We start from the raw sequence: 18,319 nt of genomic DNA on the forward strand, positions 1-18,319 counted from the left end.
GCGCATCCATACGGCCCCATTTCCCCCAGTGCCAGGAAAGTTGACGTCTTTTTATTTAAATCCCCTGGGGGCTGGGGTGCCTGACGGCACAGAAGTAAGCACCACCGGCACGCTTAGAAAATCGCTCGCTTTAACACACCCGATGTGGTGGCTAACCGTTCAGCGATAGACCTCGCGACGATGGCCGACGCGCACCACCAAGATCACAAGTTCGCTGCTCTGCCATTCGTAGACGACGCGGTAGTGGCCCACACGCAAGCGCCGCAGTCCTTCGAATTCACCCTTTAGGGCAGAGCCGGCGGCAGGGGTGTCGCAGAGCAGGTCGATGGCCTCCACCACCCGCACCCGGTCCGCTTTCGGCAGTGCGGCCAGCGACTTCGCCGCAGAACGTTTAATCCGCAGCGAGCAGCGCATCTCGCACCTCAAGCCAGTCGAGCACAGGGTCGGCAGGGTCTTTCAGGGCTGCCACTCCACAGCGCAAATCCTCGATGTCGTCGAGGTAGTACTCAATTGCCTGGCGAATGATGTCGGCTCGGCAGCGGTTGAGCTGCTGTGCCGCCGCATCAAGCTCGGCGCCGAGGGTGTCGGGGAGCCTGGCTGTGACTTGAACCATGGAACTCACCGCGAGATCGCGGAAATGTCAATGACATTATCGTAGGGCTGTAGCCCCCGTTTCAGATGTACCAGTACCTCCAGCAGGCTGCAAACAGCCGTGCAACCTGCTGATCCACGGCCTCACTGAAAGCTGCCTCCAAATGGGCTGGCGCGAGAGCTGGCTCTTGGCAGCAAGCATGTTTATCTGCACGATCAACTGCCTAGGGATTAGCAGGCTTAGTTAGAAAGACGGCCTCGGCGGCAACCGGTCGTCATGGCTTGGTCCAGAGGCAGCGGCCCATCCGCTGCACATGCTCTTCCAACTCGGCGGGCAGCTCATGACGCAGCACCAGATCCACCTGCCAGGGCAGGCAGAGATCATCCACGGCGTTCATCAGCCGCAGACGATCGCTGTGGTTCAGCTGCGGGGCCTCTAGGCAGAGATCAAGATCAGACCCTGGCTGCTCACGCCCCATCGCCCGCGAACCAAACAGCCAGATGCACTGCACCTGCGGCTGTGCTGGGATGTTCATGGTGCTTCCTCCTCAACCCGTTGCTCCAGCCTGCTGCGCAGCTGCTGAAAACAGGGCAAGTAGGTGTATTCAAAGGCCTTGATCAGACCCAGCTGCTCGCGTTCATTCAACGCCGGAGGCTCCAGGAAATCCTCCAGGAGCTCCAGGGCTTTGCGGTAGTTGCTGAAGCGCTGTTGCCAGCGGATGTCTTCTGCCATTAGCTCACAACCAAGGGGTTGCAGGTCATCGGCTGGGGGAACGCGCTTGACCTGGAAACGGTGGTGGCGTTGGCCATGCTATGTCGCTCTAAAACACCCTTAGAGGTTCTGTATAGAGCGTACGGAAGCCTTAACAGTGCTTGGGGGGTCTTGCTCGTGCTCATCGCAGCGCCAACCTCATCAAGCGCCAGCCATAGCTATAGATATTCCTATGGCGTATGAACGCAGAAGGGAAGGGAGCAGAACTCAACCTTCTCGCCTCGGCTAGCCAAAGATCTTACAGCAACAAAGCCCGATCTCGTCTTGTAAATATGTGTCTAATTCACAGGTTAAGACCTATTCTCACCTCCCACCCGTCCCAGTCATCACAGCGGCACTGCTGCAGCAAATCTGCCCGCTCCGGTAGATAAGGTCGGAGTTACGAGTGCTGTTCCATTCCGGTGCAAGCGTTGCAACGACGAGTTTGGTGGGTGGGAACAGCCGTGGCATTGGCTGTTCTGGGCCTGCAACCCTGCCTGGCCAACACCCCAACACCTGCTGCCGCCAGCCGCAGCCGGGTTGTATACGACAGCTACATCCTCGGCCCGGGCGACACCCTGCAGATTGAGCTGGTCGACATCCCCGAGCTCAGCGGCACCGTGTCGATCGGCCCAGATGGCACCCTCTACCTACCCCGCCTGCGCGCCCTCTATGTGGAAGGGCTCACGGTGGAGGAGCTGCGCTACTTCCTCACCGAGCAGTTCAAGCGCTACGTGCGCCAGCCCGAGATCTACATCCGCCCGGTGGGCTTCCGCCCGATCCGCATCTACGTGGGCGGCGAGGTGAAGCGGCCGGGCTACTACACCCTCAGTGGCACCCAGGAGCTGGGCGGTGTGTCCAGCGAAGCAGATGCGGCGATCCGTGCCAGCGGCGGCGATCAGCTCAACAGCAGGCCCGACAGCACTGCCTCGCCAGGTTCGGGCACCAGTAGCTCTGGCGGCGGCGGAATCACTACCTTCGGGGCCCTGTTCCCCACCGTGTTCGACGCGATCCGCACCGCCCAGGGGATAACCCCCTACTCCAACCTGGCCGAGGTGCAGGTGACCCGCCGCCAGCCCGTGAGTGCCGGCGGCGGCAAGATCCGCACCCAGCTCAATTTCCTCAGCCTGATCACCGAGGGCGATGAATCCCAGAACATCCGCCTCTTCGACGGCGACGTGGTGAGCGTGGCCAAGAGCCCCGTGGTGCTGCGCGAGCAGCTGCTTAAGGCAGGGCAAACCAACCTCAGCCCCCAGTTTATCCAGGTTTACGTGAGTGGCCGGGTCAAGACTCCCGGTGGCATCACCCTGCCCCAGGCCTCAGCCCTCAACCAGGCCCTAAACCTCGCTGGCGGCCCCTCCCTGCTGCGCGGCAAGGTGGAATTCATCCGCTTCACCCGAGAAGGTGAACTGGATCGTCGCCTATTCACTTACAACCCCAACGCCGCCAGCGACTCGGCGGCCAATCCGATACTGATGGCCGGCGACATCATTCGAGTTCAGGATTCAGCCCTTTCAGCCAGCATCGACGTGATGAACGAGCTCACCGGCCCCTTCGTGGGGGTGTACTCGGTGTACAGCCTGTTCCGCTGATGAGCCCCTCCCTGCCCCAGCCGGCTCCAGCCGACGACGAGATCGACCTCGGCCAGCTCGCCGCCTCCCTGCGGCGCCGCTGGCGCCTGATCGCCCAGGTAGCCGGCGGCACCCTGCTGCTCTCCGCCGCAGTCACCCTGCTGCAGAAACCGGTATGGGAAGGGGAATTCCAGATCGTGCTGGCCGATCCCGAAAAGAAACAGGGCGGCGCCTCCCAGTTGCTGGCCCAAAATCCGGCCCTGGCTTCCCTGATAGGCACCGGCGGTGGCGGCAAGGACAGTCTCGAAACCGAGGTGAAGATCCTCGAGAGTCCCTCGGTGCTCAAGCCGGTGTTCGACTTCGTCAAAACCAGCAAGCAGCGGGCAGGTGAAAACGTAGATCGGCTGCGCTACGCCGACTGGCTCAAGGACGACCTCGAGATCAAGCTCGAGAAGGGCACCTCCGTGCTCAACCTCGCCTACCGGGACACCGACAAGGCCCTGGTGCTGCCGGTGATCGATCGCATCTCCAAGGCTTACCAGGTTTACTCCGGTCGCGACCGCGAGCGCGGCCTGGTGCGCGGCGTGGCCTACCTCGACCAGCAGATCGAGCTGTACCGCCTCCGGGCCGTGGCCTCCCTGCGCGCTGCCCAGCGGTTCGCCATCGAACAGGACCTCACCGCCCTCAAGGGTGGAGGCAAAGGGGACGAAGAGGTGGTCAATTCCCTCAACATCGAAGCCATTCGGGTGCAGGCCGCCAATGAGATCCGCAATATCAATGAACAACTCAAACAACTGAGATCCCTTGGCAGCGACCCAAACAGCGTCATGTTCCAGGGCCTGCTGATTCCCGAGCTCGCCGCCCAAGGGCTTCCCCAGCGCCTCAACGCGATCGATAACCAGCTGGCTTTCCTGCGCTCAAAATTCACTGAAAGAGAGGATTCGATCAGGAGACTCAAGGAGGAGCGGAGCCTGCTGATCGGCCTGCTTAAAACCAAAGCTTTTGGCTTCCTCGACGCCAAGCGCAGTGCCGCCCAGGCCCGCCTCGCCGCCGCCGATCGCCCCAAAGGCGTGCTGATTCGCTACCGCGAGCTGCTGCGCGTGGCCGCCCGCGATGAGGCCACCCTCAACAAGCTGGAAGACGAGCGCCGGGTGCTGGCCCTCGAGCAGGCCCGCAAACCCGACCCCTGGCAGCTGATCTCCACCCCCACCCTGCTCGACAAGCCCGTTTCCCCCAGCAAGGGCCGCAACCTGGCCCTGGGGCTGCTGGCCGGCCTAGTGCTCGGCTCCGGCGCCGCCCTGGTGGCCGAGCGCCGCAGCGGCCGAGTGTTCGCCACCGACGAGTTCCAGGCCGCCCTGCCCGGGCCCATGCTGGCCCGACTAGATCCCGACGCTCCTGAAAGCTGGGCCGTCACCATGGCCCTGCTGGCCTCAGGCCCCCTGGCCGGGTCGTCCACCGTGGCCCTGATCCCTGTAGCCGACCAAGGCGAGCCTGAGCTGGCCGAGGCCTTGCAGCGGGCGCTCCAGCAGGCCACCCCCGGTGCCCAGGTGCTCTGCACCAGTGATCTGGTGGCGGCCGGCACCTGCCAGGCCCAGCTGCTGGTGGCCCGCCCGGGCGCCATCACCCGCCCCCAGCTCGACGCCCTACGCCAGCAGCTCCAACTCCAGGGCCGGCCCTCCCTGGGCTGGCTGCTGCTCCAGAGCACGGATGCCTAGGCCTCTGGCCAAGCTGCTGCCCGTCGCCGCGGCCCTGCTCAGCCTGGGCTCCAGCAGCTTGGGGGAGCCCTGCTGGGCCCAGCCCCCGTGGCAGCCCCTCGACCCCTCAGGCGCCGGCTCTGGGATGCCTTCCAGCCCCACCGGCTGGAGCCCCGTGCCGCCCGCTACCGATCCTGCCCTGCCCGGTGCCAGCTGGCAGCCGTTGCCCCCCGGCGATCCCGGCAGCAGCACACCGCCCCAATGGGCTCCTGTGCCTGAAGGTGATCCCTCCCTGGCGCCGCCACCCGAGGCCAGCACCTCAGCCAGTGCCCCAGCTAGCGCCGCGGAAGCCGAGGCCGTGTTCGCCGGCCTGCTGCCCAACCGGGCCGACTACCTGCCCCTGCTGCGCCTGGGCCCCCTGCCCACCGCCTGGTTCCTGGATGAAAGCCTGGCCCAGCTCAGCTTCCAGCAGGTGAGCCCCGGCGATGGTGGTGCCGCAGGCGGCAGCGGCAACCAGAACTACGGCTTCCGCGCCGATGTGGGCCTCTCCAGAGCGCTGCTGCTGTCGCTCACCTACACCTACGCCGACGACCCCCTCTACGCCGCCATCCCCAGCCGGCCCAGCCAGCCAGCCAACTACTGGAATGCCGCCGGCGCCAGCCTGCGCAGCCGCCTCGCCGGGGGCCCCAACTGGCAGCTCGCCGCCGAAGGAGCCCTCGAGCTCTTCACCGTGGGCAGTGGCTGCGGCGGCACCGTGAGCTGCGATGGGCCCGGCACTCCCAACATCTTCAACGACTCCGGCCAGCTGGTGTTCACCCGCAACTGGGTGGGGGCCCTCTCCCTGCCCCTCACCTGGCAGGCCAGCCGCCAGCTGCAGCTCTCGCTGGTGCCGGCGGTGTCGTTCCTGCCCGACTCCCAGGGCTCCGGCCAGGGCGGTGGCGGGGAGTTTTACGGCACCACCATCAGCCTCGGCTTGGGCGCCAGCTACCGCCTCGGCAACCAGGTGCAGCTTTTCGCCTCGGCGCTGCTGCCCTTCGGGCCCGGCAATAACGCCTTCGACGGCGATCTGGTGTACTCCCGCGTGCCGATCCTCACCGCCGGCGCCAACATCGCGGTGAACCCCCGCATTGGCCTAGAAGCGAGCGTCACCAACGGCTTTGGCCTCAGCCCTGCCACCGCCATCCTGGCCCTACCCAGCGCGCCCACCGAGCCCATGCTCAATGCGCGCTTCACCTGGAATCCGGGCGCCATGGATTCCCCCAGCCCCCGCTACACACCCCGCCAGGCCTCCCTGGCCCTCGGCGGCCTCAGCGTCAACACCGCCCTCACCCCCGCCGATGGCACCACCCAGGTATGGCTCAATGGCGACAGCCGCGGCAACCTCTTCGGCGGCGCCGGCTACTCGGTGTCCAACGACTTCCAGTTCCAGATCGCCGGCGGCCTGTTCAACGGCATCGAGCCCCGCAATTCCTTCGTGAACACCTACGCCGGCGACGGTGGCCTCAACCTGCGTTTTGGCGGCAAGGCGATGGTGTTTCGGCCCAGCAAGAAGCTGCCCCTCTGGGCCGCCGGCCGCGTCTCCGTTGGCCGCAACGAAGACGAGAGCAGCAAGCAGGGCTACCTCTTCTTCGAAACCATGAACACCTGGGAGGCCTCCCCAACGCTGGCCTTCCACCTCAACCCCAAGCTCGCCTGGAGCGGCGGCGGCACCAGTTGGGGAGTGGGGCTGGGCGCCAACCTGCAGCTGGGTCGCCGCTTTCAACTAATCCCAGAAATCAACCTGGTAGCAAGCGATCTCGGCGGCGAAAACGGCTCCAACGGCAGCCTGGCGCTGCGCTGGCTGGCCTCGGCGTCCACCACCCTCGACGTCTACGTGTCCAATGCCGCCGGCCTCTACGACATCGGCCAGCTGCTCGGCAACGACCAGGTGCGCGTGGGCGCCCGCCTGGCCTTCAGCTTCTAGCTCTCAAGCGCACCCGGATGCCGTTGCGGGAGCGCAGGGTAAGCCGCGCCACCAGCTCCGGCTCGTGCTCCAGATCGGGCAGCACCTCAAAGCGGCGCACCAGCTCGGCCAGCACCAGCAGGGCTTCCTGCTGGGCAAACGCCGCTCCCGGGCACTTGCGCGGCCCCAGGCCGTAGGGCAAAAAGGCATCGCGGGCCCAGCGCCGATCGTCTGCATTGGCATCACTCAGGAAGCGCTCAGGCCTAAAGGCATTGGGCTCGCTCCAGTGCTGCTCATGGCGCTGGATTACCCAGGGGGAGATCGTCACCAAGGCCCGCAGCGGGCAGCGGCTGCCCGCCAGCTCGGTGTTGACCTGAGACTCGCGGCTGAAAAAACTTAGGGGTGGGTATAGCCGCAGGGTTTCATTGAAAATGGCGGCTCCATAGGAGAGCTGGCGCAGATCCTCGAAGCCCAACGGTCGATCCGGCGCGCCGGCCCGGGAGCCCAACACCTCCACCACCTCAGCGCGCAGGCGCTGCTGCACCTCGGGGAAACAGCCCAGCAGATACACCGCCATGCCCAGGGCACTGGCGGAGGTTTCGTGGCCCGCCAAAAACAGGACACACACCTGATCCACCAACTCCTCGCGGTTAAAGCAGGCGCCTGTTTCCGGATCGCGGGCTTCGATCAGAGCCGCCAGCAGGTCGTCACCAGGGGCGCTGGCATCAGCCAAGCGGGCATCGATCGCAGCGGCAAGCCAGGCGCGGATCGGGGCGGCATCCCTGGCCAGGTAGCCCTGCAAGGGCCGACGCGGCAGCCTCAGCAAGCGCAGCATCAGCGCCCGACCAGCGCGCTTCTGGTAGCGAGTGAAGGCCGCAAAAATCGCCTCCGCTTCCGCCCCCTCCAGCGGTCGCGACAAAATTGTGCGCACGATCACATCGGCTGTCACCAGAGTCATCTCGGCATCGGCATCCACCGAGCGGCCAGCCACCAGATCACCAGCCACCTGGGCCTCCAGCCGCGCCAAACTGGCCCGACAAGCCGCTGCCATCTGAGGCAAGACCCGCTGCAGCTGGGCCATTTGGAAGGCCTGGTCCAGGAGTCGGCGCTGCTGGGCCCACTCCTCGCCGTTCACCGAAAAAATTCCCCGACCGATCAGGGGCTCCAGGATCCAGAGCATGTAGGGATGCTTGGGGAAAGCCTCCACCTCGCTAACCAGCACCTGGCGCACTGCCGCCGGCTCGTTCACCAGCAACAGGTTCAGACCCATGAATCGCAACGCCCCCACCGGAATGCGGAAGTCCCATTCATTGAGCAGGCCAAACCAGGAATAAAGGCCCCGGCGGATGCGGCGCAGAAAATTCGGCGTGTAGGGCTCTTGCGGCGGATAGACGGGCTCTTGGGTCATGGCGCCAGCAGCAGCTCGATCAGGTCAAAGCCACCGCTACGCCCTGGCTCCGCGGTGCGCAGGTATTCGAAGTGCAAATCAAATTGGTGGCTGAGCAGATCAACCAGTCTGCTGAGGCCCTGGCGCTGGGCCAGGGGTATCAGCCGCAGCTCCGGATAGGCCTCGGGGCCCTGACGGGGCACGCCGCAGCTGAGGTAAGGGTCAACCGCCGCGAAGCAGAGGTAGTCGTCGCGGGAGGTGATATCCAGCCAGGGCAGCCTCGGTTCCTCTGCCAGCAGGGCCAGATCGTCATGAAAGGCGCGGGCCTTGCCATGCACAGCAAGGTTGGCCAGGTTCTGGCCCAGGCTGAGCAACTGCAACCGCCCGGCCAGCTGCCGGTCCACACCCTGGCGGCGCAGTTCTGCGGCCAGCATCGCCATCACGAAGGAGCCGCTGCTGTGGCCTACCAACAGCACCTCAGCAGCAGGATCACTGGCCTCCAGCTCGCCGATTCGCTGAGCCAGCTCCGCCACCCGGCGCCGCAGATCGCCGTCACGCGCCTGACCCAGCCGGTGGGTGAAGCGAATTGAGCGAAACAACCACACCACGCCGAGGTGGTTGGCCAAGCGCCAGGCAAACGCGCAGCCGAAAAGCACTACAACCAGCTGCAGGAGCAACAGCAAGCTGGCTGGCAGCAGCTGCAAATAGCTCAATATTCCCAAAAAACTGCAGGCAATAAGCAGTACAAGCAGCGTTGTGCCCACGTAGAGGACTGGATAGAGGCCACACAAGGCCACCTGCTCCGACAAGCGGCGCATCTTTAAATATCCACCAGCAAAGACGTACCAGCAATAGATGCTGATGCCATCGCGCAAAAGCACCAGTGGATTCTTGGGCCAATGGGCCCGGGCGATGTCGTCCCAGTGCAGGAAACAGAAATCCAGCCGTAAGGCCAAATCTTCCTGCACCTGCCAACGGCTGATCAGGTGGTCCTGCTTTTGACCACGACGGTGGCTTGTCTTCAAGCAACGGCCGCTCCAATGCTTGAGCTGACGCACCTGCTCGCCAAACATGCGGTAGTAAAAACTGGCCCCGCGGGGATCGAAGCCACTTAAAAAATAGACGCGCCGACGGGGGCCATCCTGGTCAAGAATGTCGGAACCGCTCCTAGTGCCGTGCTCGCAACTTTTCTGCCGCAACGACTCTGTCTCCCGTTCGCACTGGCATTAGTAGCATCTCAGCAGGCAATGCCGATACTTGCCTCACCCGCTGCTCGAGTCAACCTGAAGGGAAGCCAGGGAAATTACACCGCATCCGTCATGGTGCCGGTGTCAGCCCAGCAAGCCTGGAGCGTGCTCTCCAACTACGAATCCATGCCAGGGCTGATGCCCGACATCCAGCAGACCAAGGTACTGAGCCGCTCGGGACGCCATATTGAACTCTCGCAAACTTACAAAGCCCCTTACACCTTTGGGCTGAGCATTAAGGCAAACCTCCAGGTGCAAGAGACTCCTCCCACCAAGATGAGTTACTCCCTGATCCGCGGCGACCGCATCAAGCAATTAAGCGGTCACTGGACGATTACCCCGGTCAAAGGCGGCGTGCTGCTGAAGCACCAGCTGCAGGTGGTGCCCCAAATTCCCGGCTTCCTGCTGGGCACCTACTACGACCTCACCGAAGCCAACCTGCGCCAATCGATGCAAATCCTGGCCAAAGCGATGATTAATAGCGTCAACCGCGCACCCTCCTAACCCCGCGCCCAAGCACCTCGTAGTGCACTCCGCGCCACTCCACCCTCCTAGCCAGGGAGGCCCGCAGGGTGGCCAGGCCGTATACCCACTGGGCCAGGGGCAGCCAGCGCAACAACTGCCAGGCGTGGGCGAGATCTTGCGGGAGAAGCTCTCTCCCTAGAGGGCGCAGCGACCGGCAGGCCACCGACTCGATCAACAGCAGCAGGGCCACACAGCCCAGCTCGTAGGCCAGCAGGGCAGCCAACAATCCGGCTGCCGCAGACCAGAGCCCCAAACAAAGCGCCACCAGCAGCGCCGCCAGCACAGCTAGCAGCAGCAGCCAGCTACCCAAGCCATGCAGTGCCACCAGGGGCCAGGCGGGGTGGTGCAGCCGCGCCGTCAACAGCTGGCGGCTGATCCAGCGCCGCAGCGGCCGCAGGGCAATGCTGTCGTCGCGGTCGAGGGCGAGCAGCTCCGGCCGAAACTGGTAGCGCCAGCCGCAGCGGGCCAGCGGGGCGGACAGGGCGGTGTCCTCGCAGAGGCTGGAAGCCAGCAGCTCTCGCCAACCACTGGGCTCGATTAATTCGCGTCGCACTGCTAGGGATCCCCCCCAGGGAATGCCCAGCAGGGTCATCAGCACTAAGGCGCCGCCATTCCAGATCGCCCGCACCAGCCCGGGGCCACTGCCCTGCTCCGGGGCATACCAACGGTTGCCCGACACCGCCCCGACGCCATCCTGGCGGCAGCCCGCCGCCAGGGCCGCCAGCCAACCGGGCGCCACCACCGCATCGGCATCCACCAGGGCCACGAGCTCGGTGGCTGCATCCAGCTCGCCGAAGGCCTGGCGCAGCGAGGCGCTTTTGAGCGAGCCCTGGGCCGGCCGGGCCGCCAGGGGGGTGAGCCGGGCCGCCTGCCAGCCGGCCTGGCCCGCCGCCTCCAGCCGGGCGATCGTGTGCTGAGCCAGGGGCCAGGCCGGATCCTGGCGGGAATCCACCACCACCAACAGACGCCAGGGGCCCGGGTAGGTCTGCCCCGCCAGGGCCATGAGGGCATCAGCCAAGCTGGGGTCGGCGCCCCGCAGGCACAACACCACCTCGGCCGCAGGCTCTGGCTGAGCCAGGCCGGGGAGCCGCCGCAGCCGCCGCCGCACCAGCACCGCGAAGGCGAGCGTGAGCAGCAGCTGCAAGCCGAGGGTGGCCAGCAGGGCGCCGGCTAGGAGCGCGGCGATCACTGGCAAATAATCACAGCGAGGCGACTCCGGTGATCAGGCTGCGGGCATAGGGGCCGATCAGTTCCTCGAAGCCCGGGCAGCGCACGCCATGGGCCGCCAGAGACGCCACGGTGGCCAGGCAGCTGGGCCGGGCCCGCACCCCGGCCTGATTGAGCTCGGGGTAGGTGAGCTGCTCGTCGCCCCAGCGCCGCACGAAGAAGGCGCGAATGCCGTGCAGGGGGTTGGCCGGATCAGCATCGATCGCCTCCAGCCAGCGCTCCATCGACACCAGCTCCAGCGGTGCCCCCCGCTCGATCAGGTTGCCAAGCAGATCGGCCAGCAGCATCGGCTGGGGGTGTTGCAAGTGCACGTTGCGGCCCACCGCTTCCGGCGTCCAGGCCAGAGCCGTAACCGCATCGGCCACGTAGTCCACCGGCACCAGATCCAGCTCCCAGGGCAGATCGGGCGCCATCCCCAGAGCTAGGCAACCCCGCAGCAGCCGGTGCAGCAGGTCGTCCTGGTGCCAAGCGCCTGTCTGGGAATGGCCACCAATTAGCGGCGGGCGATACACCGTGACCGGCAACCCGGCAGCCCCAGCGGCCAGCACCAGCCGCTCACTCACCCATTTGGTTTGGGAGTAGCCCACATGGATACCGCGCCACCCCGACACGTCGTCGCTTTCCAGCACCGCCCGGTTGCGGTAGGCGGCCGCCTCAAAGACCGCCACGCTGGAGATCAGCTGCACGGGCAGGGCCCCGACGGCGGCCGGATGCACCGCCAGGTCGAGCACCGTCTTGGTGCCGCCCACATTGGCCGCCTCCAATTGGCTGTAGGGGGCCATCTGGCTGAGCTGGGCACCGTTGTGCAGGATGCCCCCTAGCCCTTGAGCCAGCTCAGCAAAGCCATGCTCCGAGAGACCGAAGCGGGGCTGGGCCAGATCGCCGGGCACCGCTACCAGACGTTCGCTCCAGCCCTGCTGCCAGAGGCCGTACTGCTCGAGGTTGGCGCGTACCCGCGCCACGCCGCAGGCGGCATCAGCGGCGCGCACCAAGCAGCGCACCTGCAGCCCATTCCAACGCTGCAGTTGGCCCGCCAGCAGATAGGCCCCAAGAAAGCCTGAGGCCCCGGTGAGCAGGATCGCCTCACCGGGGGGCGTTGGCGCCGGTGAGTTGGTGGCAGCTGGGGTGGCAGGCAAGCTCCAGCTGGCAGGCAGTTGGGCCTCCTGGCCCAGATCGAGCACCCGATCGGCACTGCCGGCGGGGTCTACCAGGGTTTCCAGCAGCACCGCCGCCAGGGCCTCAATCGTGGGATCCCCCGCCAGCGATTCGAGTTCAAGCTTGACGCCTAGGTCGCGCTTGATGCCGGCCGCCAGTTCCACCGCCATCAGCGAATCGAGGCCGATATGAAACAGCGAATCGCCCGGATCGAGGCTGGAGGCGTCCTCCAGGCCCATCACCGTGGCCAGGCGCTGTTGCAGCGACTCCACCACCAGGCAGGAGCGTTGCTCGTCGTCGGCGGCGGCCAGCTTGCGGCGCCGGGCCGCTCCCTCCGCTCCCTCCTGGCCGGTGAAGCTGGCATCCAAAAGTGGTTGCAGCACCGCCGCCTGACGACTGCCCAGTTGACCCGCCAGCCGGGGCCAATCGTTGTGGAGCACCGCCACGCAGCCGGGCCGGCCCCGCTCCAGCAGCAAACCCAGGGCCTCAAAAGCCTGCTCGGGCGGCAGCAGGCCCACCCCGAGGGCCTGGAAGCGCCGCTCCAGGCCCTCGGCCATACCGGCGCCGGCCCAGGGGCCCCACTGCACCGCCAGCAGGGGACAGCCTGACTGCCCAGATGCCTGATGGCCGGCGGCGGCCAGGCCATCGAGGGCCCCATTGGCGATGGCGTAGCTGGTTTGGCCGGGCGAGCCCAACAGGGCCGCCATCGAGGAGAAAGCCACCCCGAACGCCGGCCGACAGCCCGCCAGCTGGCAGGCCTGCTCCAACCGTTGCCAGCCGCCCCATTTCGGACCGATCACCGCAGCCTGCCGCGCGGGGCTCTGCCCCTCCAGTAGGCCGTCGTCGAGTTGGCCAGCCGCATGGAACAGGCCCGCCAGGGGCTGGCCCCGCAACACGTCAGCCAACTGCTCCGGCGGATCAGCCGCCAGGTCGAAAGCCACAGCCACGCACGCGACGCCCGTGCTGCGCAGCTGCTCCACCAGCTGGGAATCGGGCCGTCGGCCCACCAGCACAAGGGAGCGGGCCCCGCGGGCCGCCAGCCAGCGGCAGAGCTGCTGGCCGATGCCGCCAAAGGCCCCCGTAACCAGGTAGTTGGCATCCGGGCCAATCAGCCAGGGAGCTGGCCGATCGCCCTGGCTGATCACCACCTTGCCCACATGGCGGGCCTGGGCCATCAGCCGGAAGGCCTCAACGCTGCGTTCGATCGGGAAGGTCTGCAGCGGGATCGGCGCGTAGTGACCGGCTTCGAGATCGTCCAGCAACTCCAGCAGCAAGCCCCGCACCAGGGCCGGATCCGCCGCCGCCACCTCGAGCAGGTCAAAGGGCAGGTAGTGGGCATCGGGACGGCGCTGGGCCGCCTCCTGGCGGCTCCAGATCTCGATCTTGCCGAGCTCCACAAAGCGCCCGCCTTCGGCCAGGGCATCAAAACTCGCGTCCACCCAGTCGCCCTTGAGGCTGTTGAGCACCACATCCACGCCGCGGCTGCTGGTGGCATCCAGCACCTGATCACGGAAATCGAGGCTGCGGGAATCGAACACCGCCTCCACCCCCTGGGCCAGCAAGCCGGCCTGCTTGGCCGCACTGGCGGTGGCCAGCACCCGCGCGCCACAACGCAGGGCCACCTGCAGGGCCGCCTGGCCCACGCCGCCCGCGGCCGCGTGGATCAGCACGGTTTCCCCAGGGCGCAGCTGGGCCAGGGTCTGCAGGCCGTAGATGGCGGTGAGGAAAGCGGTGCTGACGCTCGCCCCGAGGGCCGAATCAAGGGTCGGTGGCAGCGGCACGCACAGGGCAGCACGGCAGACCACATGGCTGGCCAGGCTGCCCACCGCCAGGGCCGCCAGCAACCGCTGGCCCACCAGGGCCGGATCCACACCAGCACCCACCGCCACCACCCGGCCCACACATTCGCCGCCGTAGGGCATGCGGGCACCGGCATCCATGCCCAACTGACGGCTGTAGCCCTCCAGTAACCCCAGGGCATTCAAGACATCGCGGAAGTTGAGACCCGTGGCCTCCACCGCCAGCTCCAGTTCCCCCGCACCGGGGGCCTGGCGCCGCAGCGGCAGCGGCCGCAGGGTTTCCAGACTGCCCAGGGTGCTGCTCTCCAGCCGGAACGGCCGATCCGCCAGGGGCTGCAGCCGCTGCACCCAGGCCCGGCCGTCGCGCCAGGCCAGCAGGGGCTCCCGCTCGCCCAGGGCCAGCAGGGCCGGCCACTCGGCCGGAGCCGGCGGGGTGCCGTCGGCGAGGTGCAGCACAGTCCAGCCCAGGGCTGGCTGCTCCAGGGCCGCCGAACGGGCAAAACCGGCCAGGCCCGAGGCCAAAGCACCGCCGCCCTCGAGCACCAGCCACACCGGCCGAGCCGCAGCTGCGGCCAGCTGCTGCGCCTGCAGCAGCAGCTCGGCTGCCAGTGCCTCCAGGGTGACCCCACCCTGGGCCAGGTCGGGCCAGAGCAACAGTGGTTCGGGGCCGGCATCCGGCGACAACTCCAAAAGTTGTGGCTCTAGCGGTGGCGCCTCCTGCCAGTGGCTGGCCAGCAGCCAATCCTGGGGACCCGCCTCGAGATCCTTGGCCGGCAGCGGGAACAACCACTCCAGCGCCTGGCGCGGCAACCGCCGTAAGCGAAAACCTCGGATCCAGCCCAGGGGCGCAGCGCCATCGTGCAGCAGCAGATCAGCCCGCACAAAGGCGGGTTCCTCACTGGGCTGGAGGCGCACCTGGCAGTGCAGCCGATCGGGCAGGGGCAACGCCGCCAGCCACAGGGCGTCCAGGCCCACCGGCAACAACAACTGCCCCTCCCTCCCCGCGGGATCAAGCAGCACCGCCACCGCCTGGAAGCAACTATCGATCAGTCCCCGGTCGAGGCCGCCGGGCGGCCGCTCCAACACCGCCCAAGCCTGGCCCTCGGCCACCTGCAGCTGGCTCAGGCCCCGGTAGGTGGGGCCATAGGCCAAGCCCGCCTCGGCCAGGGAGTCGTAGAGGCCAGCCAGATCCACCGGCGTGGCCGTTGGTGGCGGTGGCATCACCACCAGAGGCGCGTGTGCGGCGGACGCACCACCCACCGCCACCACGCCATGGCCCAACCAGGGGGCCACCGCCGGGCTGTCGGGGCGGCTGTGGAAGCTGATGCTGCCGGCTCGCCAGTGGCACTGCAGGCGCTGGTCAGCCGGCTCGCCGACCAACTTCAGCGGTTGGTCTAGCTGCAGGGTCCCGAGCGCCAACGGCTCACCCGCCTGCTTCAGCAGGGCCAAGGCCGCCGTGATGAAGCCCGCCGCCGGAAACACGGTCTGGCTGCGGATGCGGTGATCGCCCAGGTCGCTGCCCGCCGTGCGCAACAGGGCCTGATACACGGCCACATCCCCGGGAAGGTCGAGCCGCACCATGGGCTCGGATTGGGGGGATCTGGGGGATGGTGCCGGGCTGGCGGCGGCGGTCACGGCGGCAGTCACAGGGGCTGTGATGCCCAGGTGGTCGAGCCAGAAGCTGGCGGGGGCAGCAGCGTCGCCCTGGCGACTCCACCAGTAGCGCTGCTTCTCGAAGGGATAGCCCGGCAGGGTGATCCGCCGGTAGGGGAAGGGGCTGTGGAAGCCCTGCCAGTCGACCGTGAAACCACTGCGCCACAGGCCCCCCAGGCTGGTGAAGATGGCGTCCCAATCCGACTGACCGGGCACCAGGGAGGGCCAGTAGCTGAGCGCCGGATCGTCGCTGCACTGGCGCGCCATGCCAATCAATATGGGGCGGGCACCAATTTCCAGGAACACCTGCGCCCCCTGGGACACCAGGGTGTCCACCCCCTGGGCGAATCGCACCGGACTGAGCGCCTGGTCGCACCAGTAATCCGGCTGGGCCATTTCGGCACCGGCCAACTGACCGGTGAGATTGCTCACCAGCGGCCGGCTGGGCGGCGAGAAGCTGAGCTGGCGCAGCTCCCGCTCGAAGGCCTCCAGCATCGGCGCCATCGCCTGGGTGTGAAAGGCGTGGGATACAGCCAGCTGGCGGGCCTGCAGGCCGGTGGTTTCGGCGTCGGCCAGCAGCCGCCGCAGCGCCGCCGTCGGGCCGGCCACCACCGTGTTCGAAGGGCCGTTGTAGGCGGCCACGGTCACCTCGGAATGGCGGGCCAGCAGGGCCATTACCCGGTCGAGGGGGGCCAGCAGCGCCGCCATGCCACCGGCTGCCGGCAGGGCCTGCATCAGCCGACCACGGGCAGCCACCAGCCGGCAGGCATCCTCCAGGGAGAACACCCCGGCCAGGTGGGCCGCCAGCACCTCGCCAATGCTATGGCCCATCAACAGATCCGGCCGAACCCCCCAGCTACGCCACAGCTGGCTGAGGGCGAAACCCAGCGCAAACAGGGCTGGTTGGGTGGCGCCGGTTTGGTTCAGTCGGGCTGCCGCCTGGGCCTCATCGCCACTGCGGGGCGTCAGCAAATCGCGCAACGGCTGGTCCAGCTGGGGAGCCAGCAGGGCCGCCACCCGCTCAAAGGCCTCCCGGAAGCTGGGGTGCTCGAGCAGCTCCTGGCCCATCCCGAGGGCCTGGGACCCTTGACCGGTGAACAACCAGGCCAGCTTGCCGGGCCGCCGCGAGGCTGTGGCGCGGGCCGGCCCCTTCGGCAGAGGGCGCTGGTCGGCCGCTAGAGCCTGGAGCTGGATGAGCAGCTGGGCGTTATCGCGCGCCAGGCAGACCGCCCGCTGCCGGAATCCGGTGCGGCCCTGGTTGGCGGAGGCGACCAGGTCGGCCAGTTTCAAGGTGGGCTGGGCCTGCAGCTGCCCGGCCAGATCCCGTGCCACCTGCGCCAGAGACTCGGGGGTGCGGGCCGACAGGCTGAGCAACTGCAGCGGCATGCGCGCGCCAAAGCGCATCGGGGGGCGCTGCTGGGGGGCATCAGCGAGCACCACATGGGCATTGGTGCCCCCGAAACCAAAGGAACTCACCCCCACCACCGTGGCCCGCTCGGGATAGGGGAAGGGCTCCAGACAGGTTTGCACCTGCAGCTTCAGGCCAGCGAAATCAATCGAGGGATTGGGCCGGCGGCAATGGAGGCTGGGGGGCAACTGCCGTTTGGCCACGCAGAGGGCCGCCTTGATCAGGCCGGTGATGCCAGCGGCGGTTTCGGAGTGCCCCAGGTTGGTCTTGACCGACCCCACCCGGCAGGCCTCCCCCTCCGGTCGCCCCTCCCCCAGCACCGTGCCCAGGGCCCGCAGCTCAATCGGGTCACCCTGACGGGTGCCCGTGCCATGGGCCTCCACATATTGCGTGGCAGCGGGATCGATGCCGGCGCGGGCGAAAGCGGAGCGCACACAGGCGATCTGGGCCCGGACGTTGGGCGCCACCATGCCGTTGCTGCGGCCATCTGAGTTGACGGCCGAGCCGTGGATCACCGCATAGATCGGATCGCCGGCGGCCTGGGCCGCAGCAAGGGGCTTGAGCAGCACGGCTCCAGCCCCCTCCGAGCGCACGTAGCCATCGGCACTGGCATCAAAGCTTTTGCAGCGGCCATCGGACGCCAGCAGGCCGGCCTTGCAGAAACTCATCTGGATCCCAGGGTGGATCAGGGCCTGCACGCCCCCCGCCAGGGCCGCCTCCGATTCCCCCCTCCAAATGCTTTCACAGGCCAGATGCACTGCCACCAAAGAGGAGGAGCAGGCCGTATCCACCGTGAAGCTGGGGCCCTTGAAATCGAAGAAATAGGAGAGCCGATTGGCAGCGATGCAGCCGGTGTTGCCCGGCAGCACGAAAGGTTCGTTGTCGGGGGTGGTGTAACGCTCCCGCGACGCCCAGAGCAGGGAGCTGTAATCGGCGCTGGAGATGCCCATGAACACACCGACGCCCGTGCCACGCACCTGCTCGAGAGGTTGGCCCGCATCCTCCAGAGCCCGCCAGGCCACCTCCAACAACAGCCGCTGCTGGGGATCCATGCACACCGCTTCCCGCGGGGTGATGCCGAAGAAGGCGGCATCAAAGCGGTCGATGTCCTCAACAAAGCCCCCCTGGCGCACGTGCTGGGTGAGCGGATGGGCGGGATCCGGGTTGTAGTGGACGTCGAGATCCCAGCGTTCCGGCGGCACCTCGCCGATCGCCTCTCTGCCATCCCGCAGAAACTCCCAGAAGCATTGGGGAGAATCGATCCCCCCCGGGAGCCGACAGCCAATTCCCACGATGGCAATTGGTTCGGGCATAGACAGGTGCGAATACGCCCTATTCTCACCCAAGGTCTTAACCCAACGGAAACTCT

The 18,319-nt window shown here is 67.1% G+C and carries 12 protein-coding genes; 4 read left to right on the forward strand and 8 right to left on the reverse strand.

The annotated features are described in order from the left end of the window. Nucleotides 1-159 precede the first annotated feature (159 nt). From KBY74_RS03675 to KBY74_RS03690, 4 genes are all read right to left on the reverse strand, one after another. Nucleotides 160-426, reverse strand: coding sequence for a type II toxin-antitoxin system RelE/ParE family toxin (locus KBY74_RS03675; RefSeq protein ID WP_254941556.1), 267 nt, complete (start codon nt 424-426; stop codon nt 160-162). Beyond that, nucleotides 392-613 carry a ribbon-helix-helix protein, CopG family gene (locus tag KBY74_RS03680; RefSeq protein ID WP_106501115.1) on the reverse strand — a complete coding sequence of 74 codons (222 nt, stop codon included), beginning with the start codon at nt 611-613 and terminating at the stop codon, nt 392-394. Before KBY74_RS03680 ends, KBY74_RS03675 begins: the two co-directional genes overlap by 35 nt. Nucleotides 614-866: 253 nt before the next feature. Continuing rightward, nucleotides 867-1,127, reverse strand: coding sequence for a nucleotidyltransferase family protein (locus tag KBY74_RS03685; RefSeq protein WP_254941557.1), 261 nt, complete (start codon nt 1,125-1,127; stop codon nt 867-869). Further along, the gene (locus tag KBY74_RS03690) at nt 1,124-1,324 is read right to left on the reverse strand and encodes a nucleotidyltransferase substrate binding protein (protein ID WP_254941558.1); all 201 of its coding nucleotides are present in this window, start codon (nt 1,322-1,324) and stop codon (nt 1,124-1,126) included. The genes KBY74_RS03685 and KBY74_RS03690 overlap by 4 nt, the downstream gene beginning before the upstream one ends. 482 nt (nt 1,325-1,806) lie before the next feature. Between KBY74_RS03690 and KBY74_RS03695 the strand changes: the two genes are divergently transcribed. Genes KBY74_RS03695 through KBY74_RS03705 form a run of 3 tightly spaced genes read left to right on the forward strand, consistent with a single transcriptional unit; the run spans nt 1,807 to nt 6,570 of the window. Beyond that, nucleotides 1,807-2,934, forward strand: coding sequence for a polysaccharide biosynthesis/export family protein (locus KBY74_RS03695; RefSeq protein WP_254941559.1), 1,128 nt, complete (start codon nt 1,807-1,809; stop codon nt 2,932-2,934). Next, a complete protein-coding gene (locus KBY74_RS03700; protein WP_254941560.1) occupies nt 2,934-4,628 on the forward strand; it encodes a Wzz/FepE/Etk N-terminal domain-containing protein in 1,695 nt (564 codons plus the stop codon). Before KBY74_RS03695 ends, KBY74_RS03700 begins: the two co-directional genes overlap by 1 nt. Further along, nucleotides 4,621-6,570 carry a hypothetical protein gene (locus KBY74_RS03705; RefSeq protein ID WP_254941561.1) on the forward strand — a complete coding sequence of 650 codons (1,950 nt, stop codon included), beginning with the start codon at nt 4,621-4,623 and terminating at the stop codon, nt 6,568-6,570. Before KBY74_RS03700 ends, KBY74_RS03705 begins: the two co-directional genes overlap by 8 nt. On the opposite strand, the gene KBY74_RS03710 is transcribed toward KBY74_RS03705, so the two are convergent. Next, entirely contained in the window at nt 6,560-7,957 is a 1,398-nt protein-coding gene (locus KBY74_RS03710; protein ID WP_254941562.1) for a cytochrome P450, read from the reverse strand. The two genes, KBY74_RS03705 and KBY74_RS03710, sit on opposite strands and share 11 nt — an antisense overlap. Beyond that, entirely contained in the window at nt 7,954-9,135 is a 1,182-nt protein-coding gene (locus tag KBY74_RS03715; protein WP_254941563.1) for a hypothetical protein, read from the reverse strand. Before KBY74_RS03715 ends, KBY74_RS03710 begins: the two co-directional genes overlap by 4 nt. Before the next feature lie 48 nt (nt 9,136-9,183). Between KBY74_RS03715 and KBY74_RS03720 the strand changes: the two genes are divergently transcribed. Further along, a complete protein-coding gene (locus tag KBY74_RS03720) occupies nt 9,184-9,687 on the forward strand; it encodes an SRPBCC family protein (RefSeq protein WP_254941582.1) in 504 nt (167 codons plus the stop codon). On the opposite strand, the gene KBY74_RS03725 is transcribed toward KBY74_RS03720, so the two are convergent. Both KBY74_RS03725 and KBY74_RS03730 read right to left on the reverse strand, forming a co-directional pair. Next, entirely contained in the window at nt 9,668-10,897 is a 1,230-nt protein-coding gene (locus tag KBY74_RS03725; protein WP_254941564.1) for a glycosyltransferase family 2 protein, read from the reverse strand. The genes KBY74_RS03720 and KBY74_RS03725 overlap by 20 nt on opposite strands. Before the next feature lie 10 nt (nt 10,898-10,907). Further along, nucleotides 10,908-18,263 carry a type I polyketide synthase gene (locus tag KBY74_RS03730; protein ID WP_254941565.1) on the reverse strand — a complete coding sequence of 2,452 codons (7,356 nt, stop codon included), beginning with the start codon at nt 18,261-18,263 and terminating at the stop codon, nt 10,908-10,910. Between the last annotated feature and the right edge of the window lie 56 nt (nt 18,264-18,319).

Source organism: Cyanobium sp. A1C-AMD, from assembly GCF_024346495.1.
Classification (GTDB): Bacteria; Cyanobacteriota; Cyanobacteriia; order PCC-6307; family Cyanobiaceae; genus Cyanobium_A; species Cyanobium_A usitatum.

Coding starts and splice junctions, on each gene's coding strand:
- KBY74_RS03680 (WP_106501115.1), bottom strand. CDS start 613: ATGGTTCAAGTCACAGCCAGGCTCCCCGACACCCTCGGCGCCGAGCTT.
- KBY74_RS03685 (WP_254941557.1), bottom strand. CDS start 1,127: ATGAACATCCCAGCACAGCCGCAGGTGCAGTGCATCTGGCTGTTTGGT.
- KBY74_RS03690 (WP_254941558.1), bottom strand. CDS start 1,324: ATGGCAGAAGACATCCGCTGGCAACAGCGCTTCAGCAACTACCGCAAA.
- KBY74_RS03700 (WP_254941560.1), top strand. CDS start 2,934: ATGAGCCCCTCCCTGCCCCAGCCGGCTCCAGCCGACGACGAGATCGAC.
- KBY74_RS03705 (WP_254941561.1), top strand. CDS start 4,621: ATGCCTAGGCCTCTGGCCAAGCTGCTGCCCGTCGCCGCGGCCCTGCTC.
- KBY74_RS03710 (WP_254941562.1), bottom strand. CDS start 7,957: ATGACCCAAGAGCCCGTCTATCCGCCGCAAGAGCCCTACACGCCGAAT.
- KBY74_RS03720 (WP_254941582.1), top strand. CDS start 9,184: ATGCCGATACTTGCCTCACCCGCTGCTCGAGTCAACCTGAAGGGAAGC.
- KBY74_RS03730 (WP_254941565.1), bottom strand. CDS start 18,263: ATGCCCGAACCAATTGCCATCGTGGGAATTGGCTGTCGGCTCCCGGGG.